This is a genomic window from Campylobacter gastrosuis (assembly GCF_030249845.1).
Lineage (GTDB): Bacteria > Campylobacterota > Campylobacteria > Campylobacterales > Campylobacteraceae > Campylobacter_A > Campylobacter_A gastrosuis.
The window spans coordinates 15,491-40,877 of the sequence record NZ_JANURM010000013.1; the positions used below are offsets into that span (position 1 = coordinate 15,491).

General features: G+C 38.0%; 31 protein-coding genes and 1 tRNA gene. 16 read left to right on the top strand and 16 right to left on the bottom strand.

From position 1 onward, the window contains the following. Positions 1 to 126: 126 nt before the first annotated feature. From NYG85_RS08725 to ribE, 4 genes are all read right to left on the bottom strand, one after another. Positions 127 to 888, bottom strand: coding sequence for a DUF4198 domain-containing protein (locus tag NYG85_RS08725; protein WP_284938114.1), 762 nt, complete (start codon positions 886 to 888; stop codon positions 127 to 129). A gap of 62 nt (positions 889 to 950) precedes the next feature. Continuing rightward, a complete protein-coding gene (locus tag NYG85_RS08730; RefSeq protein WP_284938115.1) occupies positions 951 to 1,163 on the bottom strand; it encodes an acetyltransferase in 213 nt (70 codons plus the stop codon). A 1-nt stretch (position 1,164) separates the two neighbouring features. Beyond that, on the bottom strand, positions 1,165 to 1,851 hold the full coding sequence (gene pgeF, locus NYG85_RS08735) for a peptidoglycan editing factor PgeF (RefSeq protein WP_284938116.1): 687 nt from the start codon (positions 1,849 to 1,851) through the stop codon (positions 1,165 to 1,167). After that, entirely contained in the window at positions 1,815 to 2,423 is a 609-nt protein-coding gene (ribE, locus tag NYG85_RS08740) for a riboflavin synthase (protein ID WP_284938163.1), read from the bottom strand. The genes pgeF and ribE overlap by 37 nt, the downstream gene beginning before the upstream one ends. 150 nt (positions 2,424 to 2,573) lie before the next feature. Between ribE and NYG85_RS08745 the strand changes: the two genes are divergently transcribed. Genes NYG85_RS08745 through dsbI form a run of 3 tightly spaced genes read left to right on the top strand, consistent with a single transcriptional unit; the run spans position 2,574 to position 4,084 of the window. Next, the gene (locus tag NYG85_RS08745) at positions 2,574 to 2,837 is read left to right on the top strand and encodes a hypothetical protein (RefSeq protein ID WP_284938117.1); all 264 of its coding nucleotides are present in this window, start codon (positions 2,574 to 2,576) and stop codon (positions 2,835 to 2,837) included. A gap of 42 nt (positions 2,838 to 2,879) precedes the next feature. Beyond that, on the top strand, positions 2,880 to 3,506 hold the full coding sequence (locus NYG85_RS08750; RefSeq protein WP_284938118.1) for a thiol:disulfide interchange protein DsbA/DsbL: 627 nt from the start codon (positions 2,880 to 2,882) through the stop codon (positions 3,504 to 3,506). Then, the gene (gene dsbI / locus NYG85_RS08755) at positions 3,503 to 4,084 is read left to right on the top strand and encodes a protein-disulfide oxidoreductase DsbI (RefSeq protein WP_284938119.1); all 582 of its coding nucleotides are present in this window, start codon (positions 3,503 to 3,505) and stop codon (positions 4,082 to 4,084) included. The genes NYG85_RS08750 and dsbI overlap by 4 nt, the downstream gene beginning before the upstream one ends. Before the next feature lie 92 nt (positions 4,085 to 4,176). Here the strand turns inward: dsbI and NYG85_RS08760 are convergent, their stop codons facing one another. The 3 genes from NYG85_RS08760 to NYG85_RS08770 are packed head-to-tail and all read right to left on the bottom strand — an operon-like array spanning position 4,177 to position 7,031. After that, on the bottom strand, positions 4,177 to 5,295 hold the full coding sequence (locus NYG85_RS08760) for a cytochrome d ubiquinol oxidase subunit II (RefSeq protein ID WP_284938120.1): 1,119 nt from the start codon (positions 5,293 to 5,295) through the stop codon (positions 4,177 to 4,179). Next, positions 5,288 to 6,814 (bottom strand): cytochrome ubiquinol oxidase subunit I, encoded by a 1,527-nt coding sequence (locus tag NYG85_RS08765; RefSeq protein ID WP_284938121.1) that lies wholly within the window; start codon positions 6,812 to 6,814, stop codon positions 5,288 to 5,290. The genes NYG85_RS08760 and NYG85_RS08765 overlap by 8 nt, the downstream gene beginning before the upstream one ends. 1 nt (position 6,815) lies before the next feature. Then, positions 6,816 to 7,031, bottom strand: coding sequence for a DUF4492 domain-containing protein (locus NYG85_RS08770; protein ID WP_284938123.1), 216 nt, complete (start codon positions 7,029 to 7,031; stop codon positions 6,816 to 6,818). Positions 7,032 to 7,126: 95 nt separating this feature from the next. Between NYG85_RS08770 and NYG85_RS08775 the strand changes: the two genes are divergently transcribed. The 13 genes from NYG85_RS08775 (at position 7,127) to NYG85_RS08835 (ending at position 20,115) form a co-directional block, all read left to right on the top strand. Next, complete coding sequence (locus tag NYG85_RS08775) at positions 7,127 to 8,488, top strand: CYTH domain-containing protein (protein ID WP_284938124.1); 1,362 nt, start codon at positions 7,127 to 7,129, stop codon at positions 8,486 to 8,488. Positions 8,489 to 8,500: 12 nt separating this feature from the next. Continuing rightward, entirely contained in the window at positions 8,501 to 9,211 is a 711-nt protein-coding gene (gene ubiE / locus NYG85_RS08780) for a bifunctional demethylmenaquinone methyltransferase/2-methoxy-6-polyprenyl-1,4-benzoquinol methylase UbiE (protein ID WP_284938125.1), read from the top strand. Between the two features lie 56 nt (positions 9,212 to 9,267). Continuing rightward, complete coding sequence (locus tag NYG85_RS08785; protein ID WP_284938164.1) at positions 9,268 to 10,365, top strand: DNA-methyltransferase; 1,098 nt, start codon at positions 9,268 to 9,270, stop codon at positions 10,363 to 10,365. Next, positions 10,355 to 11,233 (top strand): CfrBI family restriction endonuclease, encoded by an 879-nt coding sequence (locus tag NYG85_RS08790; RefSeq protein ID WP_284938126.1) that lies wholly within the window; start codon positions 10,355 to 10,357, stop codon positions 11,231 to 11,233. The genes NYG85_RS08785 and NYG85_RS08790 overlap by 11 nt, the downstream gene beginning before the upstream one ends. Further along, entirely contained in the window at positions 11,227 to 12,387 is a 1,161-nt protein-coding gene (gene xseA, locus NYG85_RS08795) for an exodeoxyribonuclease VII large subunit (RefSeq protein WP_284938127.1), read from the top strand. The genes NYG85_RS08790 and xseA overlap by 7 nt, the downstream gene beginning before the upstream one ends. Then, positions 12,384 to 13,325 (top strand): DNA cytosine methyltransferase, encoded by a 942-nt coding sequence (locus NYG85_RS08800; protein WP_284938129.1) that lies wholly within the window; start codon positions 12,384 to 12,386, stop codon positions 13,323 to 13,325. Before xseA ends, NYG85_RS08800 begins: the two co-directional genes overlap by 4 nt. Then, positions 13,322 to 14,218, top strand: coding sequence for a HaeIII family restriction endonuclease (locus tag NYG85_RS08805; protein WP_284938130.1), 897 nt, complete (start codon positions 13,322 to 13,324; stop codon positions 14,216 to 14,218). The genes NYG85_RS08800 and NYG85_RS08805 overlap by 4 nt, the downstream gene beginning before the upstream one ends. Before the next feature lie 9 nt (positions 14,219 to 14,227). Beyond that, the gene (gene serC / locus NYG85_RS08810; RefSeq protein WP_284938131.1) at positions 14,228 to 15,301 is read left to right on the top strand and encodes a phosphoserine transaminase; all 1,074 of its coding nucleotides are present in this window, start codon (positions 14,228 to 14,230) and stop codon (positions 15,299 to 15,301) included. Continuing rightward, on the top strand, positions 15,301 to 16,398 hold the full coding sequence (locus tag NYG85_RS08815; protein WP_284938132.1) for a DNA adenine methylase: 1,098 nt from the start codon (positions 15,301 to 15,303) through the stop codon (positions 16,396 to 16,398). The genes serC and NYG85_RS08815 overlap by 1 nt, the downstream gene beginning before the upstream one ends. Before the next feature lie 65 nt (positions 16,399 to 16,463). Beyond that, a tRNA-Met gene (locus NYG85_RS08820) sits at positions 16,464 to 16,540 on the top strand. 169 nt (positions 16,541 to 16,709) lie between these two features. Further along, complete coding sequence (locus NYG85_RS08825) at positions 16,710 to 16,835, top strand: hypothetical protein (RefSeq protein WP_284938134.1); 126 nt, start codon at positions 16,710 to 16,712, stop codon at positions 16,833 to 16,835. A gap of 35 nt (positions 16,836 to 16,870) precedes the next feature. Then, positions 16,871 to 19,135, top strand: coding sequence for a 5-methyltetrahydropteroyltriglutamate--homocysteine S-methyltransferase (gene metE, locus NYG85_RS08830; protein ID WP_284938136.1), 2,265 nt, complete (start codon positions 16,871 to 16,873; stop codon positions 19,133 to 19,135). A gap of 38 nt (positions 19,136 to 19,173) precedes the next feature. Beyond that, complete coding sequence (locus tag NYG85_RS08835; RefSeq protein ID WP_284938138.1) at positions 19,174 to 20,115, top strand: methylenetetrahydrofolate reductase; 942 nt, start codon at positions 19,174 to 19,176, stop codon at positions 20,113 to 20,115. Between the two features lie 10 nt (positions 20,116 to 20,125). On the opposite strand, the gene NYG85_RS08840 is transcribed toward NYG85_RS08835, so the two are convergent. The 9 genes from NYG85_RS08840 to NYG85_RS08885 form a co-directional block, all read right to left on the bottom strand. Then, complete coding sequence (locus tag NYG85_RS08840) at positions 20,126 to 20,356, bottom strand: WYL domain-containing protein (RefSeq protein ID WP_284938139.1); 231 nt, start codon at positions 20,354 to 20,356, stop codon at positions 20,126 to 20,128. After that, positions 20,295 to 21,080, bottom strand: a complete 786-nt coding sequence (locus tag NYG85_RS08845; RefSeq protein ID WP_284938141.1) for a helix-turn-helix domain-containing protein — start codon at positions 21,078 to 21,080, stop codon at positions 20,295 to 20,297. Before NYG85_RS08845 ends, NYG85_RS08840 begins: the two co-directional genes overlap by 62 nt. Before the next feature lie 20 nt (positions 21,081 to 21,100). Then, a complete protein-coding gene (locus NYG85_RS08850) occupies positions 21,101 to 21,673 on the bottom strand; it encodes an anion permease (protein WP_284938142.1) in 573 nt (190 codons plus the stop codon). Further along, positions 21,561 to 22,466, bottom strand: a complete 906-nt coding sequence (locus NYG85_RS08855; RefSeq protein WP_284938143.1) for a DASS family sodium-coupled anion symporter — start codon at positions 22,464 to 22,466, stop codon at positions 21,561 to 21,563. Before NYG85_RS08855 ends, NYG85_RS08850 begins: the two co-directional genes overlap by 113 nt. A gap of 33 nt (positions 22,467 to 22,499) precedes the next feature. Beyond that, positions 22,500 to 22,877, bottom strand: a complete 378-nt coding sequence (locus NYG85_RS08860; protein WP_284938144.1) for a lyase family protein — start codon at positions 22,875 to 22,877, stop codon at positions 22,500 to 22,502. Between the two features lie 85 nt (positions 22,878 to 22,962). Beyond that, a complete protein-coding gene (locus tag NYG85_RS08870; RefSeq protein WP_284938146.1) occupies positions 22,963 to 23,547 on the bottom strand; it encodes a lyase family protein in 585 nt (194 codons plus the stop codon). Between the two features lie 156 nt (positions 23,548 to 23,703). Beyond that, positions 23,704 to 23,835, bottom strand: coding sequence for a hypothetical protein (locus tag NYG85_RS08875; protein ID WP_284938147.1), 132 nt, complete (start codon positions 23,833 to 23,835; stop codon positions 23,704 to 23,706). Between the two features lie 160 nt (positions 23,836 to 23,995). Further along, entirely contained in the window at positions 23,996 to 24,352 is a 357-nt protein-coding gene (gene rplQ / locus NYG85_RS08880) for a 50S ribosomal protein L17 (protein ID WP_034970464.1), read from the bottom strand. Between the two features lie 3 nt (positions 24,353 to 24,355). Continuing rightward, positions 24,356 to 25,378, bottom strand: coding sequence for a DNA-directed RNA polymerase subunit alpha (locus NYG85_RS08885; RefSeq protein WP_284938148.1), 1,023 nt, complete (start codon positions 25,376 to 25,378; stop codon positions 24,356 to 24,358). Positions 25,379 to 25,387 lie beyond the last annotated feature (9 nt).

A 25,387-nucleotide genomic window follows, 5' to 3' on the forward strand; every position in this document is an offset into this window, starting at 1 on the left:
TTTAGTTTTACCTCCACACCCATTAACGTTTAAACGCAACCAAATTTAGGACTGGTGTGTGTGAAATAAGGGTTGGATTATACTTAAATGTTTATAAATTTAAGCTAAATCCAAGCCCGTTTTTGATTATTTTAGCTCTATTTTAAAGGTGCTTTCATAAATATTTTCATCGCAAATTTTTGGGTCGCTATACGGCGTGGTGTGCGACACACTCACGATATAGTCGCCACTTTTAAAGAGTTTGATATTTATTCTGCCGTTTTTATCGGTCTTGCCTACAAACGCCTTTTGCTCGTTATCGTGATCGTTTAATAAATGCTCTGAAATCACGCTCACTTCGCTATTTGCAAGCGGTTTGCCTTCAAATAAAACCTGCACTCCAAAAAACTCATCTATCTTAAAATTTGCCGGATTTGTAAGCGGGATTATTTCAAGCGTCTGTCCTATCGGCTTTATCACGCTCTCATCGGCTGTGCTGACATTTAAAACGCCCTTTGCACTCATCTTGGCAAGTTCGCAAAATTTTATATTTTTGCCGTTTTTATCGGTATTCATCTGCCATTTATCATCGTTATCCTTACTCCAAAAGGTCGGTTTATACTCGCCAACCACGATATACGAGCCACTTTCTAGCTTTTTAGCCTTAAATTCGTAGTTTTCTTTGCCGTTTTCTAGCTCTATCTTTTTGCCGTCTTTTAAAAGATATGGCTTATCAAAAAGAGCGACCCTTTTTTCTGGGATTTTCTCAACCTTATTAAAGTTGTGTCCATAGCCTATTTGCACCTTTAAATTCTCGTTATTTTGGGCATTTACCCAAAAGTCGTGAGCATTTAATCCGCACAAAGCACCGCCTAAAACAAAAAGCGAAAAAGTTGATTTTATTCGCATAAATTCCTCCATATTTTTGAAAATGAAAATCAAATAATATCGGAATTTTGTTTAAATAAAACTTATCTGCTTAGCTGGATGTCCTCTTCAATTTTTATGAGTTTGATAAAAATTTCTGCCACATTTTGTCTAAAATCATCGCTAAGATCGTATTTTACGCCAAAAAGAGAGTTTAAAACCGCCTCATTTACAAGGCTATCAACGCCAAATTTTTTGGCATTTTCAATCACTCTTAACACGCTTACATCTTTTACTCTAAAATTTTCATATCCCAAACTAGCCCCTTAATGCAACAACACCGGCAAAACGCCCAGTATTTCGCTCTTTTCGGTATGAGAAAAAATTCTCATCACAGCACGAACAACGCTCATCAAAGTGTAAATTTGTAACACCAAGAGCGTTAAACTCATCTTTTAAAGCTAAATTCATATCAAAATTTTGCCTATTTTTGTATTTATTAAACTCACCTAAATCAAGCTGTCCGATTTCGTAACAGCTACCTTTGATATTTACGCCGATAAATGCCGTAATATCGCTAGGTTTCGTGCCAAATTTAGCTTGCATTAAAGCTATGGTTTTTGTTACGATTTTACTCACTACACCGGCACGACCAGCGTGAATACAAGCGACAACTCCGCTAACTAAATCACAAAGCAAAACTGGCGAGCAATCAGCGACCATAACGCAAATCCCAACGCCCCTTAAAGCCGTAATCACCGCATCACACTCGCCTAGCTCATCATCTTTGTGGCGTAAAATTTTAACGATATCTGAGTGAGTTTGAGTCATAAATTTTAGCTCTTTTAGCCCTAAAAATTCACACAAATTTTGCCGATTTTGTGCGACATTTTTTGGCTCATCGCCCACGTGAAGCCCTAAATTCCCAGCCCATTTTGTGCTAAAACCAGCCAAAATTTCACGCCTTTTTAATACAAACTCAAAAATCTCTCTGCCGTCTCCCACGTTAGCTCCCTTTTAAATCCAAGCTGTCTAGCCACGTAGCGTGCAAGCAAATCGCTCTCAACATTGACGCGCCTACCGACCTTAAAACCCCCAAAAAGGCTATCTCTTAGCGTTATTGGGATTATTGTAAGCCTTATACCATCTGTTAAAATTTCATTTATCGTAAGGCTCACGCCCTCAACGCAAACACTGCCCTTGTTTGCCATTAAAGGCAGAATTTCGCTTGGCAGTTTTATATAAAAATCACTGCCATTTTCACGTTTTTCAATCTTATAAATTTCGCCAATTGCATCAATATGCCCTTGCACCAAATGCCCGTCAATTCGCTCATTAAGCTTCATCGCTGGCTCAATATGTACCCTATCTTTTAAATTTTCAACCGCAATGTTTGATCTAGTTTCAGCACTAAGCTCAACGCTAAAACCATCACTAAACAGCTCTATCACGCTTAAACAAGCACCATTTACTGCCACGCTATCGCCGATTTTTGGGCGAAATTTTGCCCTTAAACGAAGAACGTTTTGTGCGTAGCTTACGACATCTGCAATCTCTCTAATAAGTCCGTTAAACATATTTTTATCCGTGAATTTTTGCCTGATTATAGTATAAAATTTATTAATTTTCATCTGTGAGATTTGCGTGTGTTTTGCTAGATTTTTAATCAAAAAATAACAAATTAAGGCGTTAATAGCAAGCTAAAACTCACGACCACCGCTGAGGCAATGAAAAAGATACGCAATGGCAGCGGACTTAACTCAACCCTAGCCTACGTAAATGGCAAACAAAGCGGACAGAGCAATAACTATAAAGTCAGCGGTTATTCAGCTGGGCTAAATTATAAAATTCCGCAAGTTAAGGGGCTAAATACGAGCCTTACTTACACGCAGGTTAAAAAAGAGTATGAGAAAGCCAGAGGCATAAGGCTTGGCGATGAGCGAAGTGAAAAAGAGGTGTGGCTAAAAGCGGTTTATAAATTTACAATTTAGTTAATTTTGGCTAAATTTAGGCAAAAATTTTAAAGGATTTGTATGAAAAAACTGATTTTTTGCATATTTTTGTCGCTAAATTTAGCCTTTGGTTTTAGCGAGGGCGAGGACTACATTAAGCTTGAAAAACCGCTAAATGTAGGCGAAAATTCGCTAGTTAAAGTATTTAGCTACGCTTGTATTTTTTGCTACAAATACGACAAAGGCGTCACGCCAAAGCTACTTAAAAGCCTAGAAGGCGTGAAATTTACGCCATATCATCTAAGTCAAAAGGGCGATTTTGGCTTAATCGCAAGTGAAATTTTTGCTACATTAATCGCCCTTGATGAGAAAAATGGCACAAACCTGCTTGATGAAAACTCGCTTTTTAAACGTGCAAAATTTGCGATTTATAACGCCTATCACGATAAAAAAATGCAGTGGCAAAATGAGCGTGATTTTTTAGATTTTGCCCTAAAAAGCGTGGGTTTAAGCCAAGATGAGTTTAAAGAAGCAAGAGATTTAGCACGCACAAATGAGCTTTTAAAAGCTTGGCAAGATAGCTACGAAGTGGCTAAAATTCAGGGTGTGCCGTCATTTGTGGTAAATGGCAAATTTTTGGTTTTAACAAAAAACGTAAAATCGGTTGATGATTTAGCCTCGCTTATTGAGTTTTTACTTAAAAAATGAGAGTTAAAATTTTATGGCTAGTCGCCATATTTTGCCTGTTTTTGGTGGTTTTTGCACACGAATTTTTTCAAAAATTCCTTTTTATGAGGCCTTGTGAGCAGTGCGTTTATATCAGGCTTGATTTTTTAATCATCGCACTTGGGGCGTTTTTTGGCACCATAAAATTTATAAGATTTTTTGGCGGTGTTATCGCCATTTTTGGGGCGATTAGCGGGATAAATCACAGCCTAATTTTAAACAAAATTCACACTGCCCTACACTCTGAGCTGCCATTTGGCGTGAGTGGTTGCAATACCGAACCAAGCTTTATTTTTAACCTAAACCTACACAAAATCGCACCAAGTCTTTTTATGCCAACTGGCGAGTGTGGCAGCGACAGCCCAGCTGTGCCAAGTGGGGCAAATATCTCAAAAATGCAGGAATTTTTTATAAATTTATACGAAAATGGCTGGTATTTAGCGCCAAAGTGGGAATTTTTAAATATGGCACAATGCACATTAATAGCATTTATAACGTGCATTGTGCTGATTTTTTGGGCATTTTTGCCAAAAAAGCTAGTTTTTAGAGCGTTTTTCTAGCTCATTTACATTTAAAAGCACGAATTTGTAGCCTAAAAAAATCGCTAAAATCCACAAAAAACAAAATATCAAAGCCGAAGTCATCATCTCTCCTAATATGCGTGGTGGTCGTTTTTAATCTCATTTGCCGTGATTTTTTTGCTATCAATCGCACGCCAAACAAAAAACATATAACACAAAATCACCGGCACGACAAAACTAATGTAAAACATCGTATTTAGCGTGTAGTGGCTTGAACTTGCATTTTTTATCGTAAGTGAGCTTTGAAGGTCAAAATACGACGGATAAAACGCCGTGCCGTTTAGCCCAGTTAGCAAAAACAGCGAAGTAACCGCTAAAACCACGCCAAATCCGTAATACACCACTCCATAAATGCTCTTTGTAAAAACGCCTTTAAAAATCCCAAAAAGCGTCAAAACCACGCCAAAAACGAGCATTAAAGCCACCAGTGTAAGCTCTTTTAAATTTAGAAGATATTTATAGGCTATCATTTTTACCACGCCGTTTTCATCGTAGCCAAAGCCGTCTTTTAAAAGCACCCAACCTAAAAACGCAAGAAAAAATGGCAAGAAAAACAGCGTGTTTTTAAGCAATGCCTTGCGTAAATTCTCACGCAACGCTTCATCTTCAATGTTATTTATAAGATACAAGCAGCCGCCGATTCTAGCTAAGAAAAATAGCGAAAATCCAAGCGTGTAAAGCCAAAAATTCCCAAGTGCTTCAAGCCCACGAAGCGGACTTTGCCACTGCACGAAGTTATACTCATTTAGGCTAAAATTGCTACCGCTAAAAAACGTAGCGACCGCAATGCCAATTAAAATCACGCCAAGCGAGCCGTTGATAAAAAGAAAAATTTCATAGCCTTTTTTGCCTAAAAAATTATCTGGCTTTTTGCGGTATTCATAGCTTACAGCCTGAATGATAAAGCAAAACAAAATCGCAAGCCAAACCCAATAAGCACCGCCAAAACTGGTCGCATAAAAGAGCGGAAATGCCGCAAAACACGCACCGCCAAAGGTTACAAGCGTGGTAAATGTAATCTCCCACTTTCGCCCAGCCGAGTTTATCATCATATCTTTTTGCAACTCATCTTTTGCCACGCTAAAAATTAGCGTCTGAATGCCCTGAACAAACATCATAAACACGAGCAATCCGCCAAGCAAACTAACTAAAAACCACCAGTAAATTTGTAAAAATTCCAAACTAAGCATCTTTAAATCCTAACTTTATCTGTTTTAGCATAATCTTAATCTCGGCAATCAAAAGTGCGGTAAATAGCAGGGCAAACGCAAAAAATGAGATTTTGATATTTGTATCAGCTAGGTTTGTTGCGCCCCTGATTGTAGGCATTAAATCCTGCACGACCCACGGCTGTCTGCCTACCTCAGCCACGACCCAACCAGCCTCAGCAGCGATATATCCAAGCGGTATGCTTAAAACGCAAATCCAAAGTAATTTTTTAAATTTTGTAATATCATTTGCCATACAAAGATATGTTACGGCTAAAAATAACAAGATGAAAAACGACCCGAGTGCGACCATAATGTGAAAGCTATAAAACGTAAGTCCGACCGGCGGGACGGCGTCCATTGGAGATTTTAAATAGCCATATCCTAGATATTTTATATTTTCATCAAGCGTTATTTTTGCCATTCTCATCGCGTAAGTGTCGCCTGAATTTTTAGCATCTTTAAAATCTTTAAGTGCCTTAACGGCGATTTTACCCTTTTGCATTTTGCTCTCAACGCTCTTTATGCCGTGCTTCTCATTACCAAAAACCAAATCATCAATACCAGCTACAAATGCGTTTATATCGCGCTTGCCAAGCAGTGAGAGCATATAAGGCACCTCAATGTCAAACAAAAATGGACTTTGTGTATCGCCCGGTTTTTTATCTGGATTTAAAATTCCAAAAGCAATAAGCCCCTGTCTGTGATCACCCTGATAAAGCCCCTCCATAGCCGCTAGCTTCATCGGCTGCACACGCGTGGCTTGATAAGCACTCTCATCTCCACTAAATAGCAAAAATAGGGACGTTACAAGTCCAAACGAAGCAGCTACGACCATTGATTTTTTTGCCATTATGACATCTTTATTTTTTAGGATAAACCAAGCTGAAATTCCTATCACAAACAGCGATGAGATCGTGTATCCACTAGTTACGGTGTGTAAAAATTTTATAAATCCAACTGGACTTAGTGCTACTTCTAAAAAGCTACTCATCTCCATTCTAGCCGTTTCTGGATTAAACTGCATACCGATTGGATACTGCATCCAGCCGTTTGCGATTAAGATCCACATTGCCGATAAATTTGAGCCAATGGCGACTAGCCACGTTGAGATTAGGTGCGTTTTTTTGCTGACCTTACCCCAGCCAAAAAACATAATCGCAAAAAATGTGCTTTCTAAAAAGAACGCAACAAGCCCCTCAATAGCAAGTGGCGCACCAAAAATATCGCCGACAAACCAGCTGTAATTTGCCCAGTTTGTGCCAAACTCAAACTCCATAATAATGCCAGTTGCAACGCCGATTGCGAAATTTATCCCAAAAAGTTTTAGCCAAAATTTCGTGATTTTTAGCCACTCCTCGCTGCCAGTTTTAACATAAATGCTCTCCATAATCGCAACGATAAAACTAAGTCCAAGCGTGAGCGGGACAAACAAAAAGTGGTAGATTGAGGTTAGAGCAAACTGCGCCCTAGACCAGTCAATAGAGCTTAATTCAGCCATTTTAGTCCTTTGTTAAATTCTCTAAAACAAAATTTGCCTTCTCATCGCTCGTTTTAAATTTAGAATTTAAGCTCTCATCAAACAAAAATAGCTTTAAAACACCAAACATTATGATTAGTTTTACGATGATGATAGCCCAAAGTTTGCGACCAAGTCGCATATTTTTAAAGCCATCAACATAAAGTCTTAAAATTTTGATTAGATAATTTTTATTCATAGGGCGAAAGTTTATTACAATCAAACTTAAATATTGATTTTATTGCCTATTTAAGCGATAAATTGCTAAAATCGCTAAAAAATTCGGGGGCGTTTATGGGAGTTGAGATTGAGCGAAAATTCCTGCTTAAAGATGACGGACTTTTAAAATTTTTAAACCAAATCGGCGTGAATTTCAAACGATACGAAATCGTGCAGTTTTACACAAAAATCAGCAAAAACGCCGAAACAAGATACCGAAAAATCGGCGATAATTACACAAAAACGACAAAAATCGGCACTGGCATAACACGAAAAGAATTTGAGAATACTTGTGAAAAAACCGAATTTGAAACGGCACTTTCTAGCCAAATTGGCGAAGTTTTAAACAAGGAGCGTTTTGAGTTTAGGCTAAATAACAACGACGCTTTTATTGATGTTTTCAGTGGCGATTTAAGCGGACTTTTCACGCTTGAAGTGGAGTTTAAAGATGAGCTTTATGGCGTGTTTTTTAGGCTAAAAGAGCCGATTTTAAGCCACATTTTAAAAGATGTCAGCGATGATGCTAATTTTAAAAACAAAAGCCTAGCCCTTTTTGGTCTAGAAAGTAAAAAAAGCGACTTAGAATTTGCAAAAAACGTGCTAAAACAGCACAAAATTCCAATAAATTTTACAAAAAATATCACGGCAAAAGACGCTCTTAGCCTTGCTTTTTTTCAAATTTTAGATGATTTTGATAAATCAGAGCCGTTAAAATTTATAAAAACAGCACAAAAATGCCTTGTTATTTTAGAGTTTTTGCCTGAAATTTTTGATACAAAATTAAGCCAAAATTTCTGTGAAAATTTTAAAATTTTAAGCGATTTTGCAAAGGTAAATTTAGAGCTAGATGAGTGCTTAAAACACACCAAAAACGCCAAAATCACGCCATTTTTAAAGGACGCCTTAGAGATTTGTAATGCCAATTTGGCTAAATTTTTAAACGAAAAAAGCACGGAATTTTTAGCCGAATGGGAGCTATTTTTAAACGAAGACAGCGACTTTTTTAGCTCCAAAAATGCAAACGAAAAATTAATAAAACTACTCTCATTTCAAACAAGAGTTAAATTTATTGAGTTAAGAAGGGCATTAAGGGCGTTAAATCAAGACAACAAAAACGATGAATTTTACAAAATAGAGAAAATTTTAAGCGAAATTTTTATAGTTTTTAGCAGTTTTGAAACGATTTTTAACGACAAAAATGTGCAAAAATTTAGCAAAAAATTAGGCAAATTTCACGCCCTTTTTAACAGCCTAAACACCCTTGATACGCTACTAAAAGCGACATTAAGCTACATAAGCGATGAGAAAAAATCACAAAAAATATCAGCAAAAACTTACGAAAAAATTTATAAAATACGCAACAAAATCATAAAAAAACGAGAAAAATTCCTAAAACAGCTACAAAAAGTGGTAAAAATTTTAAGAATTTACGGCTAAAAAGGTAAAAATTTGCAAAAACAAGAAAAAATCGTCCAAATGTTTAACGATATCGCCCCAACTTACGATGTCGCTAACCGAGTTTTGAGTATGGGCGTAGATGTTAGTTGGCGAAAATATGCGTGCAAAAAGGTGCTAAAAAACTACCAAAACAGCGAAGTAAAAATCGTAGATGTCGCCTGCGGGACGGGCGATATGATGGGTATGTGGCAAAGCGAGGCTGGGCTGCTTGGCGTAAAAATAGACGAGCTTATCGGCATAGACCCGTCAAGCGGTATGCTTGATGAGGGGCGAAAGAAATTTGCAGGTTTTAAATTCATTCAAGCCTACGCCGACAAAACCACGCTAGAATCCGATTTTGCCGATATTTTAAGCATAAGTTACGGCATTAGAAACGTCGTGGCTAGAAAAGAGGCGTTAAACGAGTTTAACAGAGTGCTAAAAATGGGCGGGCATTTGGTCGTTTTAGAATTTACAAAACGCTCAAAAAAGGGCTTTTTAACAGCTTTACGCGACTTTTATTTGCAAAAAATCTTGCCAAAAATCGGCGGTGCGATAAGCAAAAACAAAGAGGCTTACGAGTATCTGCCAAACTCAATTGAGGGCTTTTTAGACGCAAAAGGCTTTTGCAATGAGCTAGAAAACGCCGGCTTTAAAATCCTTGAATGCAAGGGCTTTTCAATGGAGATCTCAACGCTTTTTGTAGCGCAAAAGGTTAGGTAGTGCAAAATTTAGCATTAAATTTATTTAACACTCCAAGCATTACGACAATAAAAAAAATGGGTGCAGATGGAGAAAATTTAGAATATCTTTTTGAGCTTTTTTATGCAGATTTAGATATTGACCTAAAAAGAGAGGTAGTATCAAGTATAGGCAGACATAAGCAAAATGACAAGGTTTTTGATTTTTTAAGTAGTGAAGCTTTTAAAAATCACTACATGGAAGTAATCTATCAAATGTTTAGAACTGCACTATATAAATCAAAAAATGATGATAGATTTTTGGCATTAAAAGACAAAATGCTGCAATTTTATAAAAATGAATTTATGCAAAAAATGAATGATTATTACAATTTTCGCCAATCAAAAAAGCTAAAATTAACCAAAAAAACAGAAATTTTAAAACCAACTCTATTATGTGGAGATAATAGACAAACTCTTAAAAAAATAAAAGATAGACAAATTAAATTAATATTTACATCTCCACCTTACTATAACGCTAAAATTTATAGCGATTATAAAAGTTATGATGCTTATTTGTTAGCAATGAAAGAGAGTTTAAAAGAGTGTTTTAGAGTTCTTGATGATGGTAGATTTATTATCATCAATGTATCGCCAGTTATAACAAAGCGAGCAGGCAGAGAATTTGAAAGCATTCGCTATCCAATTCATTTTGATTTTCATAAAATTTTAACAGAAAGCGGATTTTATTTTATAGATGAGATAATATGGATTAAGCCTGAATTTAGTGTCCCAAATCGCATTGGTGGATACATTCAAAGCAAAAAACCTTTGAGTTATAAGCCAAATTGTATAACAGAAAGCATTTTAGTTTATCGTAAAAACGCTCCGTTTCTACTAGATAAAAACATAAATGAATATGATAAAGAATTAAAAAATGATGATACTATTGATAGCACGAATTGTTGGTATATATCGCCAAAATCAGATAAAAATCATCCAGCTGTTTTTCCAGAAGAACTTTGCGAAAAAGTATTAAAGTATTATTCTTTTAAAGGCGATGTTGTTTGCGACCCTTTTGCAGGTTCTGGCACCTTTGGTAAAGTTGCTAAAAAAATGGAGCGAATACCGGTTTTATGTGAGCAAAATAAAACCTATATTGCAAATTTAAAAAAAGGAGGATATATTGAAATTTAGTAATATTATTGTAAAAAACGTTGTTGAAAAATTACTACTAGGCGGTGATTATAGAGATGAAATTGTAAATGCAATAAATTTAGAATTCCTTGATTTTGCTATGGATTTTTTCAAACAAATTTTAAATGCAAAACTAGAAAATAAAGAACCAAACCTACAATGGTATAAAGATAATTTTATTAACAATCCAAATATAAAACCTGATGAAGCTACAATTTTTGCAGGCATAAATAAAAAAACTATAAGCAATATATATGGCTCAACTACAAAAGAAATTATGCTAGAAGTCGCAAATCATAATATAAATTATTTGGAGGATTTATTAAATTCACTTGGAGAAAACAGTGAAAATATAGGGGTTTGTATCAAAATTTCTTACAATAATATATCAGTGGAGTTAAATCATAACGAAAGTTTATTAGTTATTAATGCACTTGCTACCAAAAAAATAGCACTACGTGGCGGTGCTTGGAGTAGCATAGGCAAACGAGCAGAGAAGCCTTTAATGATGGCTTTGTGCCAAAAATGTGGCGTATTGCCGGACTTTATCAACGAAACTCATTTTACAAAAAATCAAGAGCTGGATTTTGACAGGGAGGTTGATTTTAAACTTTATAACAAGCATAAAAATAAAGAATATAGAGTAGAAGTTAAACTAATGGGCAAAGGCAATCCAGAATCAGCAGATGCCGTAATAGCAAGAGACACAGATATTTTTGTAGCAGATACTTTAAGCGAACAAAATAAAACTCAATTAAAATCACTAAATATTGAATTTTTAGAACTAAAAAACAACAAAAATCAAATTGATGATTTTTGCAAAATTTTACACAACCTTGATATTCCATTTGAAAAACCAAAATGCTAAGCGTATCAACCTTAAACGAACAAGCCAAAAATTTACTTGAAGCGCACTTTGGCTACGTGCAGGTAGTCGGCGAAATTTCACGCCTTACCAAGCACGGCTCGGGGCATTGGTATTTCACGCTAAAAGATGAAAACGCAAGCATTTCGGCGGTAATGTATAAAACGAACAACGCACGCTTGAAATTTGAAGTAAAAGATGGCTTAAAGGTCGTAATCCACGGCAAAATTTCACTTTATAGCCCAAGCGGCAGCTACCAGCTCATCGCAAACGCAATGCAGCCAGACGGCGAAGGCGAGCTTGAACTTGCCTTTAAACAGCTAAAAGCGCGCCTTGAAAGCGAAGGGCTTTTTGACATTTCACGCAAAAAACCGCTGCCAAAACTACCCCAAAAAATCGCTCTAATCACCTCAGCCACCTCAGCCGCGCTCCAAGATATGCTTCGCATTTTTAACGAACGCTACAACCTAGCTAAAATTTTCATCTTTGACGCGCTCACGCAGGGCGAAAACGCCCCAGCATCGCTCATTCGTGCCCTTAAAAAAGCCGATAATTACGGCGTTGATATGATTATCCTAGCTCGTGGCGGCGGTAGCAGGGAGGATTTGTGGTGCTTTAACGACGAGAGCTTAGTGCGTGCCATTTTTGACGCTAAAACGCCCATAATTTCGGCTATCGGACACGAGATTGATTATGTTATTAGCGATTTTGTGGCTGATTTTAGAGCCCCAACGCCAACAGCAGCAGCCACTCTCGTGCCTGAAATTTTAGGGCTTATGCAGTATCTTGATAACACTGGGGACACCCTAAATAACGCAATAAACGCCAAAATCACAAACGCACAAAACCGCCTAAATCTGCTAAGTGCAAAATTTTCGCCAAACGCAATCACGGCAAAAATTGAGCTTAAAATTTCAGAGCTAAACAGCAAGAAATTTATGCTAAAAACTGCGATTTTAAACAAGATAAATCGCCTTGAAGCACGGCTAAACACCGCTAAAAACAGCCTAGAAACGGCTAAAATTTTCTACGAAAACACAAAAACGCTAATTGAAATTAGACAAAACGGCACAAAAATCGCCCTTAGCGAGCTAAAAATCGGCGATGAAGTTGAGCTAATCTCACAAACCACAACCAAAAGGGCAAAAATTTTATGAAACTAATCTCGCTTTTTAGTGGTGCTGGTGGGCTTGACCTTGGCTTTAAAAAGGCTGGATTTGACATTATTTTAGCAAATGAATTTGATAAAAATATCTATGCCACTTACAAGGCAAATCACGACACACCGCTAATACAAAAAGATATAAAAGAGCTGAAAATTTCAGAGCTAGAAATTTGTGATGGCATTATTGGTGGGCCGCCTTGTCAGAGTTGGAGTGAGGCTGGGAATTTAAAGGGCATTGATGATAAAAGAGGCCAACTTTTTTATGAGTATATTAGAATTTTAAACGGCATTAAGCCTAAATTCTTTGTGGCCGAAAATGTGCGTGGTATGTTAGCAAGGCGCCATAAAGATGCGGTAAAAAGCATAATAAATGAGTTTGAAAACGCTGGATACAACGTGCAAATTTGTGTCTTAAACGCAAAAGATTACGGCGTGGCACAAGATAGAATTCGCATTTTTTTCATCGGATTTTTAAAGGGTTTAAAGGTAAATTTCACGCCTTTAAAACCGCACAAAAAAAAGCTAAATTTAAAAGATATAATTTATGATTTAAAAGACACAGCAACACCAGCACTTGAAAAAAACAGAGCCAACAAAGCCCTAAAAATCGCCAACCACGAGTATTATATCGGTAGCTACTCCACAATTTTTATGAGCCGAAACAGAGTTAGGGGCTGGGATGAGCCAGCTTTTACAATCCAAGCTAGCGGTCGCCAAGCACAGCTTCACCCAAACGCCCCAAAAATGCCACAAATCGGCAAAAATCGCCACATTTTTGCCCCAAATTTTGAAAATTTATATAGGCGTTTAAGCGTGAGAGAGTGCGCTAGGGTGCAGGGTTTTAGCGATGATTTTGTGTTTTATTACGACAGGGTTGATTATGGCTATAAAATGATAGGTAATGCTGTGCCTATAAAAGGCATTAAATGAGTGCTAAGAGTGCCTTAAATGGCAAGGCTTATGAGTTTGCTTATATTCTTGCATTAAGCAAAATAAAAAGTGTAAAAATAGCCAAAAATAACGCCTACAACGTAGCTTTAAATGCATTTAACACGCTTTTAGAGCCAGAAAAAGAGCTATTTTTAGCAAGTGCCACGGCTGGGATTAGTAAAATTTTAGAATACGAACCAAATTTAACCGAGCCAATTTTAGCAACAATGCAAGATAGCAAAAACGGCGAATTTGGCGATGTTAGAGATATAATTTTACAAAGCGACAAACACCAAATTAGACTTAGTATTAAGCACAACCCCTTTGCTGTTAAACACTCACGGCTATCAAAAACGCTTGATTTTGGTAAAAAATGGTATGATTTGCCCTGTTCTAGTGAGTATTTTTTTCAAATTTCACCCATTTTTGAAATGCTAAATAGACTAAAAGACACAAAATGGAGTGAGCTAAAAGATAAGCAAAATTTAGTGTATTTGCCAATTTTAAACGCCTTTAAAGATGAAATTCTCTCGCAAAATAAAAGCCACAATATCGCCTCAAAAATGGTTGAATATATGCTTGGCAAGTTTGATTTTTATAAATTAATCGGCAATGATAAGCAAAAAATTACACAAATTTTAGTCTTTAATTTACGTGGGAATTTAGGCAAAAATAGCCTAACAATCTTGCCAATTTCAAAGCTACCAAATCGTATAATTTCTCTTGATTTTAAACAAAATAGCAAAAACACCTTAGAGCTTTATTTAGACAATGGTTGGAGCTTTAAATTTCGCATTCACAACGCCTCAACTATGATAGAGCCGAGCTTAAAATTTGATATAGGATTTTTAGGCGTCCCAGCGACAATAGTTAGTTTTAATACAAAATTTTAAGGAGCAAAAATGAGAAAAATAAATTTTAGTGCAGGGCCAACAGGTTTGCCACTAAGTGTGCTTGAACACGCAAAGACTGAATTTACCGACTACAAGGGCGAGGGCTACTCTATAATGGAGATCTCTCACCGCTCAAAAACCTACGAAGAGGTGCATTTTGGAGCGATGGATAAAATTCGCAAACTTTACGGCATTGGCGATGAGTATGAAATTTTGTTTTTGCAAGGTGGAGCGCATTTGCAATTTGCGATGATACCGCTTAATCTAAGCCAAAACGGCGTTAGCGAATACGCAAACACGGGCGTTTGGACGGATAAAGCCATAAAAGAGGCGGCAAATTTAGGCATAAATCACAAGGTGGTCGCAAGTAGCGAGGCTAGCAATTTTGACCACATACCAGATGTGAAATTTAGCGATGACGCCGATTTTGCCTACATTTGCTCAAACAACACGATTTACGGCACGCAGTATAAATCCCTACCAAAGACCAAAGCACCGCTTGTCATTGACGCAAGTAGCGACTTTTTTTCAGAGCCACTTGACTTTACAAACATCGGCATTTTATACGGCGGCGCTCAAAAAAATGCAGGCCCAAGTGGCGTAACAATCGTAATAATCCGCAAAGATTTGTTGGAGCGAACGCCAAAGCCACACACGCCAACTATGCTAAAATTTAAAACCCACGCAGACGCAAAGAGCCTTTATAACACCCCACCGACATTTGCCATTTACCTGCTTGATTTAACGATGCAGTGGGTGCTAGATCAGGGCGGACTTAACGGCATAAAAGCCATAAACGCCCAAAAAGCAGCCGCAATTTATGATGCTATTGATAATTCTGGCGGATTTTACAAAGGACACGCTCAAAAAGATAGCCGTTCGGTGATGAATATTAGCTTTAATATTAAAGATAGCAATTTAGAGCCGATTTTTGTTGCTGATGCCCTAAAAAACGATATGCTAGGGCTTAAAGGACACCGCCATTTAGGTGGCATTCGTGCCTCAATTTACAATGCTGTAAGTCTAAATGACGTCAAAACCCTTGTAAATTTTATGAATGATTTTGCCAAAAAGCACGGCTAATGCACGAAAATAACGCCTTTTTAAAAGAGCAAATCATCACCTACATCGGCAACAAACGCTCACTGCTTGACTTTATCGCAAAGGGGATAAAAATCGCAAAAGATGAGCTAAACAAAGACAAACTTAGCTCGTGCGACCTATTTTCAGGCTCTGGCGTGGTGGCTAGGTTTTTAAAACAGCACTCAAAATTCTTAGTCGCAAACGACTTGGAGCTTTACTCAAAAATCACAAACGAGTGCTACCTAACAAACGCCGATGATGAGCTAAAAAACGAGCTTTTAAAGTGGCATAAAATTTTAAACCAAAAGATTGCAAACGAGCCAAAACAGGGCTTTATCGCCGAGCTTTACGCACCAAAAAATGATGAGGCGATAAGGGCTGATGAGCGGGTCTTTTACACGCAAGAAAACGCCGTTTTTCTAGACACAGCAAGGGCATACATTGATGATTTGCCAAGCAATTTGCGTAAATTTTTCATCGCTCCACTGCTTTATGAAGCAAGCACAAAGGCGAACACAAGTGGCGTTTTTAAGGGCTTTTACAAGGATAAAAACGGCGTAGGTCGCTTTGGCGGAGACGCCCAAAACGCCCTAAAACGAATACGCGCCAAAATGGCTCTAAATTTGCCGATTTTTTCAAATTTTAACTGCGATTTTTGCGTCTTTGATATGGACGCAAACGCCCTTGCTGCCGCACTGCCGACGCTTGATTTAGTCTATCTTGATCCGCCTTACAATCAGCACCCCTACGGCTCAAACTACTTTATGCTAAATTTAATCGCAAAAAACGAACGCCCAGAGCAAATCTCAAAAATTTCAGGCATAGCAAAGGGCTGGAATCGCTCGGTTTATAACAATAAATCAAAATCAAACAGGGCATTTTTTGAGCTAATTGCAAGTTTAAGAGCTAGATTTGTTTTAATTTCATTTAACTCAGAGGGCTTTATTAGCCGTGAGAATTTTGAGAATGAGCTATCAAAAATGGGCAAGGTTACAATCTTAGAGCAAAAATACAACACATTTCGTGCCAGCCGAAACCTAAACAACAGAAACATTCACGTCAGCGAATTTTTATATGTTTTAAAAAAGCATTGTTAAGACGGCTTTTAGCTGATTTTAATATAAAAATAAGCTTTTAGTGAGTATAATCGCAGTTTTTATCTGTCAAAGTAGCTCAGCTGGTTAGAGCGCTGGTCTCATAAGCCGGAGGTCGGGAGTTCAAGTCTCCCCTTTGACACCATACTTACGCTTACTTCTACTTAAAATTTCAATTAAAAATATGTTTAAAAACAATAAAAAATCAGCAAACCATTGATAAAACTAAAAATTTTATTTAAAAACAAGCCAAAAAAGGCTATAATCTGCCTTTTAAAATTTACAAAACGGAGCTAAAATGTTGCGTCCCATGCTTGGATAAATACCTAAAATTCCAGCAAATTTCAAAACTTCTGCTTTTACTGCTTGGCGTTTGGTATTATAAATTTCATTTTAGTCTGCGAAAATCAGGCTGTCATCCGCCGTTTTTAAACTCTTAACACAAAATTTTAAATTTCAAAAAAAAGGATAAAAAATGATAAAAAGTTATGTTACTGGCTTTCCTAGAATCGGCGAACAACGCGAATTAAAAAAGGTTTTAGAGAATTTTTGGAGCAAAAAAGTAAGCGTAAATGAGCTAAACGACACGGCAAAAACGCTTCGTGCTAGACACTGGGAGTATCAAAAAAAGGCTGGCATTGACCTGATTTCAAGCAACGACTTCTCGCTTTATGACCTAGTCCTTGATGCTATCATCACGCTTGGTGCTATACCTGCTAGATTTGCGAAATTTAGCGGCGATGAGCTATATTTTGCAATGGCAAGGAGCGCTGATACAGCCGTGGCAATGGAGATGACAAAGTGGTTTAACACAAACTACCACTACATCGTGCCAGAGCTAAATAAAACGACAAAATTTAGCCTAAATAGCAAAAAAATCATAAACGAATACAACGAAGCCAAAGCACAAGGGATAAAAACAAAAATCAATCTAATTGGTCCAATCACATTTTTAGCCCTTGCAAAGACGACTGATGATAGCTGTGCGTTTTGCCACCTTGATGAGGTTGTGGCAAGATACGCCGAGCTTTTATCTGAAATTTCAAAGCTTGATGATGAGATTATCGTTCAGTTTGATGAGCCGATTTTTGTTACCGATAGGGGCGATGAGTTAGTGGATAAAATCACACCAGTTTATGAGAAGCTAACAAGTGCGGCAAACAACGTTAAAATCGTATTTATGACCTATTTTGAACACGCATTAAAAGCGGTAAATGAGGTCGTAAAAACTAAAATTTACGGCATCGGACTTGACTTTGTTTATGGCGAGAAAAACAAAGACGCCCTTGAAATTTTAGCAAAATCAAACGTCGTGCTATTTGCTGGTGTTGTTAATGGTAGAAATATTTGGACGAGCGATATTGATAAAAAGGTAAAATTCGTAAAAGAAATTGAGCAAAAACTAGGTGGCAAGGACTTTTATGTCGGCTCATCTTGCTCGCTTTTACACGTGCCTTACACGCTAAAATACGAGAACAAATTAAGCCCAGAGATAAAGTCGTGGCTAAGCTTTGCGGTTGAGAAACTAAATGAAATTCACATCATCACAGCACTTGCAAACAACAAGCCACTTTGCGAATTTACCACTAAAATTTACGATGAGAACAAAAAAAGTGCAAACTCACGCGCAAACTCGCCACTAATCCACGATAAAGAGGTCGCAAAACGAGTAGAAAATTTAAGTAAATTCCAAAGAGATTTAAGCTTTGATGAGCGTATTAAAATCCAGCACAAAGCCCTAAATTACGGCGTTTTACCGACAACGACAATTGGGTCATTCCCACAAACTAGCGAGATTAGACAGGTTAGAAACGCCTACAAAAAGGGGCTAATTAGCAAAGACGCATACGAGGCTGATATTAAAAAATACATTGATGATTGCGTGAAATTCCAAGAAGAGTGCGGACTTGACGTGCTAGTTCACGGAGAGCCTGAGAGAAACGATATGGTTGAGTATTTTGGTGAGCAAATCAAAGGCTATGCGTTTAGCGAAAATGGCTGGGTGCAAAGCTACGGCAGCCGCTGCGTGAAGCCACCGCTTCTTTTTGGCGATGTAAGCCGTCCAAAGCCGATGACCGTTGATTGGATAAGCTACGCTCAAAGCAAAACCGATAAAATAATGAAAGGTATGCTAACTGGGCCAGTTACAATCCTAAACTGGTCGTTTGTGCGTGATGATAAGCCACGTGCTGAAATCGCAAAGCAACTTGCACTTTGCATTTACGATGAAATTGCAGATTTGCAAAATGCCGGCATAAAAATCGTCCAAGTTGATGAGGCAGCGTTTAAAGAGGGCTATCCTTTGCGTGCTGAAAATATCCCGTCGTATGAGAAATTTGCTGTTGATTGCTTTAAGCTTTCAGTTAGCTCAGCACGTCCAGAAACGCAAATTCACACGCATATGTGCTACTCTGAGTTTAACGATATCATTAAAACCATTGAAGCAATGGACGCTGATGTTATCTCTATTGAAACGGCTAGAAGTGGCAACGAGCTACTTAAAATTTTCAAATCAGTCGGCTACAAGCAAGAAGTTGGTCCAGGCGTTTATGATATCCACAGCCCACGTGTGCCAAGCGTTGATGAGCTAGTGACGCAGATAAAAGCACTGCTTGAAGTTCTGCCAAAAGAACAGCTTTGGATAAATCCAGATTGCGGTCTTAAAACTCGTAAATGGGAAGAGGTTAAGCCAAGTCTAATAAATATGACACAAGCTGTTAAAATCGTGAGAAATTCGTAATCTTAGCCCCAAAATTTGGGGCTATTTTAGGATAAAATTTGCTAAAAAATAAGTTAAAAAATAACGAAGCTGGAATTTTACTTTATGGGCTCACACCGCCAAAAGCACACATTGATGAGAGCGAGAAGCACAGAATCGCTGGCATTTGGCGTGAGCGAGTTGAGAGCATTGGCGTTGATGGCATCGTGCTTTATGACCTGCAAGATGAGAGCGACAGAAACGCTAGCGACCGCCCTTTTGAGTTTTTACAAACCCTAGCACCTGAAATTTACTACCAAAACTACCTAAACACAAGTGTGCCAGCCATAATTTACAAGGCAGTTAGCAAATACGAAAAGGGCGAATTAAAGGCGTATTTAAACGGACTAAAAAGCGGTGCGATTAGCGTATTTGTAGGCGTTAGCTCAAAGGACACGCCGGTAAAAACTAGCCTTGATGAGGCTTACGAGATAGCAAATAAAACTGGGGCGTTTTTTGGTGGAATTTGCATACCTGAACGCCACGCAAAAAAGCACGACGAGCATTTAAGAGTGGCAAAAAAGATTGAAAATGGCTGCGAATTTTTCATCACGCAAGCCGTTTATAACCTTGAAAACGCCAAAAATTTCATAGATGATTACGCAAAAATGCCCTGCAAAAAAGCACCGATTATCTTTACTTTTACGCCGTGTGGCAGCGAAAAGACGCTGGAATTTATCAAATGGCTTGGCATTTCAATCCCGCAAAGTTACGAAAATATGCTAAAAAACTCAGGCGACATTCTAAACGCCTCGGTTGATTTAAGCTTAGAGCTGTTTAATTTTTTATACAAATACGCCGCAAACAAGGGCATAAGCGTAGGTGCAAACGTAGAGAGCGTCTCAACTAGAAAGGTTGAAATTCTAGCTGCACTTAATCTACTTGACGGCATTAAAAAGATCATCAAAACCTCGCCGTATTCATACACAAAAGGCTTTATTAGGGGATTTGGTGGGGTGTAACAAATTTTTATTAATTAGCAAATTCTGCCTTAAATTCACTATATTTAGCCAAAAGTGCTTCAAATTTATCCCTAGCACTCTGTGGCATTAAAATCACAAAATTTGGAAACCACCTACGTGCTAACATCAAAATCATATCATCAGATGTTATCTCAAAACTAATCTCTGCCCAGCCATTTTCAAGTCGTCCCTCTATACTTTTGCGAGTTAAAAAATTTCTTACGCAAAAAGTATTTTTCACACCAAGGAGCAACGGCGACTTTGCAAAGATAGGGCGTAACGCCATAGCCCTCTAAAAACGTCTGCATATTTTGTATAAAATTTTCGGTATTTGGGTTTGCGTTAAATGTGTTTGAGTGTAAAATGACCTTGTTTATAAAACCAAGTCTAACCACGCAAAATCCGTTATTTTGTGGATTTTGCAAATCAATAATGGCTAGTTGCCAGTTGCCCTTGCAGTAGATGATTTTTAGGGCTTTAATGTTTTTAAGCCACCTATTTTCAAGAAAAATATCGCAGTATTTGTGAAATTTTATAGCCTTTTTAAGCTCGGCTAAAATCTCTAAATTTATCGGATTTTCTCTTGGACTGCCCTTGATTAAAAAGACGTCTGCTAGCTCTTTTGCCAGTTTTTCATCAATTTGTTTATAGGCTGGTGGCAGGACGTTTGCAAAGCCTGGATTTATGATATGCAAAAGATCAATTAGATTTTCAAACTCATCTTTTTGCTTTTGGTTTGGTAGCAAAATCGTCTGCATTAAATTTTTATCCACCGCACTATACGTCCCGCGTTTTATCTGCACTATAAACTCACTGCCAAAAAATTCTCTTAAATCATCAAGATAACGCCTAATCGTCCGCTCGGACAAGCCCTGATTTATGGCGTAGTTTTTGACATTTATCTGGGTTGTCTTGCCAAGCTCTTTTAATAGATTTAAAAGTTCAAACGTCTTTTTATTTTGCATTACCAAAGTCCAAGCACTCGTCACCAAAGGCTACCAATGATGAGCCAAATGGCTAAATTTACAGTAGTTGTGATAAAACCAAGTCTCCACCACTCATTTTGCGTAACATATCCAGCACCAAAGATAATCGGAGCTGGTGCGCCACCATAGTGAGTAATTGGCATCATTAAATTTGAAGCAAATGCAAATACAAGAACTACAAGCATAGGCGAAGCCCCAGCTGCTATGCTAACTGCCCCAAAGGTCGCATACATAGCAGCGATGTGAGCCGTTAGACTTGCAAAAAAGTAGTGCGTATAGACATAAATTAGCACCAAAATCAAAATCGCAACCACCCAAGATATCCCGCTCATAGAATTAGCAAACCACTTCACAAAACCAAGTTTGCTAAGCCCGCCAGCAAGAGTGATGAGTGAGCCCATCCAAATAAGCGTATTCCAGCCACCCTTTTCGCTAAGTACATCATCCCACGTAATAACATTAAAGGCTATTAATGCACAAACTGCTATCATCGCCGTTGTCGTGGCATTTATGCCTGTAAGCGAACCAGTCGCCCAAAGCACAAGCGAGATGATAAAGACAGATACAACCACCTTTTTCGCCGTAGGTAATGCGTCCCATTTTTGCTAGTTCTAAATTTGCTATCTCTTTACCCTCTTTGTATTTTTTAATCTCTGGCGGATAAATTATATACAAAAGATATGGTATGACGATAATTGAAACAATGCCTGGCACAATCGCAGCTAGCGCCCAAAGCGTCCAAGAAATTTGCACGTTAAAGGTATCAGCAGCTAGTTTTGCAATAAGCGGATTTGCTGCCATTGATGTTAAAAACATTGCGTTTGTTATGGTGTTGCCCTGCCAAAGGGTCTGCATAAAAAACGCCCCAGCACGTCTTCTGCTCTCATCTGGTTCTGAGCCTAATGCGCTGCTTAGACCCTTTACGATTGGGTATAAAATTCCACCAGCCCTAGCACCACTGCTTGGCATAGCAGGCGAGATAAAAAGGTCGCTTAAAACAATGCCATAGCCGATTTTTAGGGTGCTATCGCCAAAAAGCGAGATGATTTTATAGGCTATTCTCTTGCCAAGTCCAGTTTTTATAAAACCACGTGCTAATATAAACGCACAAAAGATAAGCCAAATCGTGGTATTGCCAAAGCCACTAAGTGCGTCCTTTGGGCTTAAAACATTTGTGATAATAGCAACACTAACGCCCATAAACGCAACTGCCCCAATAGCAAAGGGTTGCAAAATAAGCCCTAAAATCGTAGCTGTCACAATGGCAAAAAGGTGCCATGCATTAGCACTAACCTCGCTTGGGTGCGGACAAAACCATATCAAAAGACCGACTGCTAAAATAATTAGTGATTTTTTAGTTTTCATAGCTAGTCCTTAGCCCTAAAATTTAGGGTTTGGCTATAAATTTTTACTATCGGCTAAAACACGCTCGACAAACGCCACGCTCTCACCGATGTAAAGCTCTGGATTCATAATCTTTTCTAAATCCGCTCTTGTAAAGTATTTTGCCACCTCTTCACGCTCTAAAAGGTCATCAATAACTGGCTTTTTATCCACAAACGCCTTCATACAAACCTCATAAACAATCTCGTGAGCGCTTAATCTGCCTAACTTTTCGCCAAGGTGAAGCATTACTGCCTCGCTAAGCATAGCGCCTTTTAGTTTGTCTAAATTTTCACGCATATTTTGTGGATAGACGATTAAATTTTCTAAAATGTCGTTTTGTTTTTCAAGTGCGGCTGCTAAACAGACAGAGGCGTGTGGCACGATATCCACTCTACTGTTTCACAACCCCAGTCGCGCTCATTTTCACAACCCATAGCTTCAACTGCCAAAGGTGCCTGGGCACGCACAATTCTAGTTAGAGCGATGACACTTTCACAAACTTGCGGATTTCGTTTGTGTGGCATTGTTGAACTACCGACCTTACCCATAAAAAATGGCTCTTTAATTCACAAATTTCAGTTCTTTGAAGACTTAAAATTTCACGTGCAATGCGACCTATCGTCCCAGCAATTATCGCTTCTAACAAAACAAACTCAGCGATATGATCGCGACTTGGGTGCCACGAGATGACTGGCACATTAAGTCCCAAATCCTGCATCATTAGGCGTTGCATTTCAAAGCCTTTGCCCTCTTGACTAGCAAGTGTGCCAACCGCACCACTTAGCTGTCCGACAAAAAGGTGTGGCTTTATCTTATCAAGTCGCTCTAAGCTTCGCTTGATCTCTTGTGCCCACATAGCAGTTTTAAAGCCAAAAGTAATTGGCAATGCGTGTATAACGTGTGTGCGACCAGCCATAACGGTGCTTTTGTATTTATCGCTAAACCTTAAACATTCGTGATATGTTTTTGTTAAAAGTTTTACTAAAAGTGCGTGTGCCTCACGAATTTGAAGTACCAAGCCATTATCCATTATGTCCTGACTAGTAGCACCCCAATGCACAAATTCTCCGCTGTTATCGTCAAAAATTCTTTTAAAAGTGAGATAGTTGTGATTGGGCTTTTATAATACTATAACATCGTCAATATCTAAAAGCTAGGCTTTGGCAAATTTTGTGATTTGATCTGCTTGATGTTTAGTAATAATGCCAAGCTTTGCCTAAGCCCTAGCAAGTGCGGCTTGGGTATCTAACCACTTTTGAACACGGTTTTCATCGCTAAAAATTTTCTTCATCTCATCACTTGCAAAAAGCACCCCAAAAACTCTGCTGTCAATACTGCTTGAAGCCATTTTAAACTCCTAAAAATGATTTTTATTTTGGTTTGATTTGCAAATCATTAAACGCAAGTATAATTAAAATTTTTGACAAATTCTGTCCGTAAAAGATTTTAGTTTAGAAAATTTGATTTAAAGTGTGAATTTTAGAAAAAAGGGGCAATCGCCCCTAAGATTACTCGCTAACTAGCTCTATGTAAGCCATTTCGGCAGCATCGCCACGGCGAATGCGAGTTTTGATGATACGAGTATAACCGCCATTGCGATTTGCAAATTTTGGTGCTACTTCTGTTACAAGCTTATTTGTGCTCTCTTTATCTTGTAAATTAGCAAAAACAGCTCTGTGAGCGTTAAAATCGCCCTTTCTAGCTCTTGTGATAAGCTTTTCAATATAGCTTCTTAACTCTTTTGCTTTTGGCAAAGTTGTCTCTATCTTACCGCTTTTTATGATTGCAATTGCTAAATTTTTAAGCAAAGCAGAGCGGTGAGATGATGTCCTGCCAAGCTTTCTATATCCGTGTTTATGTCTCATTTTTTATCCTTCTTTTGGGCTCATTTGTGATTTTAGCTCAGCTATCTTCTTTTTAAGCTGTTCTCTGCTGTCTTTTGGTAAATTTACGCCTACTGGATAACCTATCTCTTCCATAACAGCCTTAATCTCATCAAGAGATTTTTTGCCAAGATTTTTTAGATCTTTTAGCTCATTTTCGTCCATTAAGGCAAGCTCACCGATAAATCTAATCTCAGCCTTGTCAATACAATTAAAGCTTCTAGCACTAAGCCCAAGCTCCTCAACACTAGCTAAAAGCTTTGAATACTCGCTACCAATGCTAGAATTTGAGCTACTTACGGCATTTATGTCAATGTTTAAAATTCCTTTAAATACCGACATTTGCTGATACATAGCTTCAAGGGCGTTTTTAAACGCTTCAACTGGCTTAACCTGCCCATCTGTCGTGATAGTAAATACGATTTTTTCAAAGTCTGGATTATCCTCAACCAAGACCTTTTCAATATCATAAACTATCTTTTTTACCGGCGTGAAAAATGCGTCAAGTGCGATATAATCATCATCAACATCGCCCCTTAAATCCTCGCTAGAAACGTAGCCAATGCCCTTTTGAACGATTAGGCTAAAACTAAGCTCAGCGTCCTCATTTAGCGTGGCAAGATAGGCGTCTGGATTTACTATCTCAACGATGTCGTTGTTTAAATCAGCACCAGTTATCTCTTTTGGTCCTTTAAAATTATACTCAACAACCTCTCTTTGGTTGTCATTTTTAAGTTTAAAGCGTAAATTTTTTAAATTTATAATGAAAAGAGCAACATCTTCAAGCATACCACGCATACTATCAAATTCGTGGCTAACGCCCTTAATCTTAACACCAGTCGGAGCAAATCCAACGGTGCTAGTAAAAAGTAGGCGGCGAAGCGGGTGTGCTAATGTAACGGCATATCCAGTTTCAAACGGATATGCTATCACCCTAGCTTCATTGTCACTAATGTTCTCTACCTTAATCTCAGTCGGCATATAAGCTGATGTGGTAATTTTTCTCATCATTATACC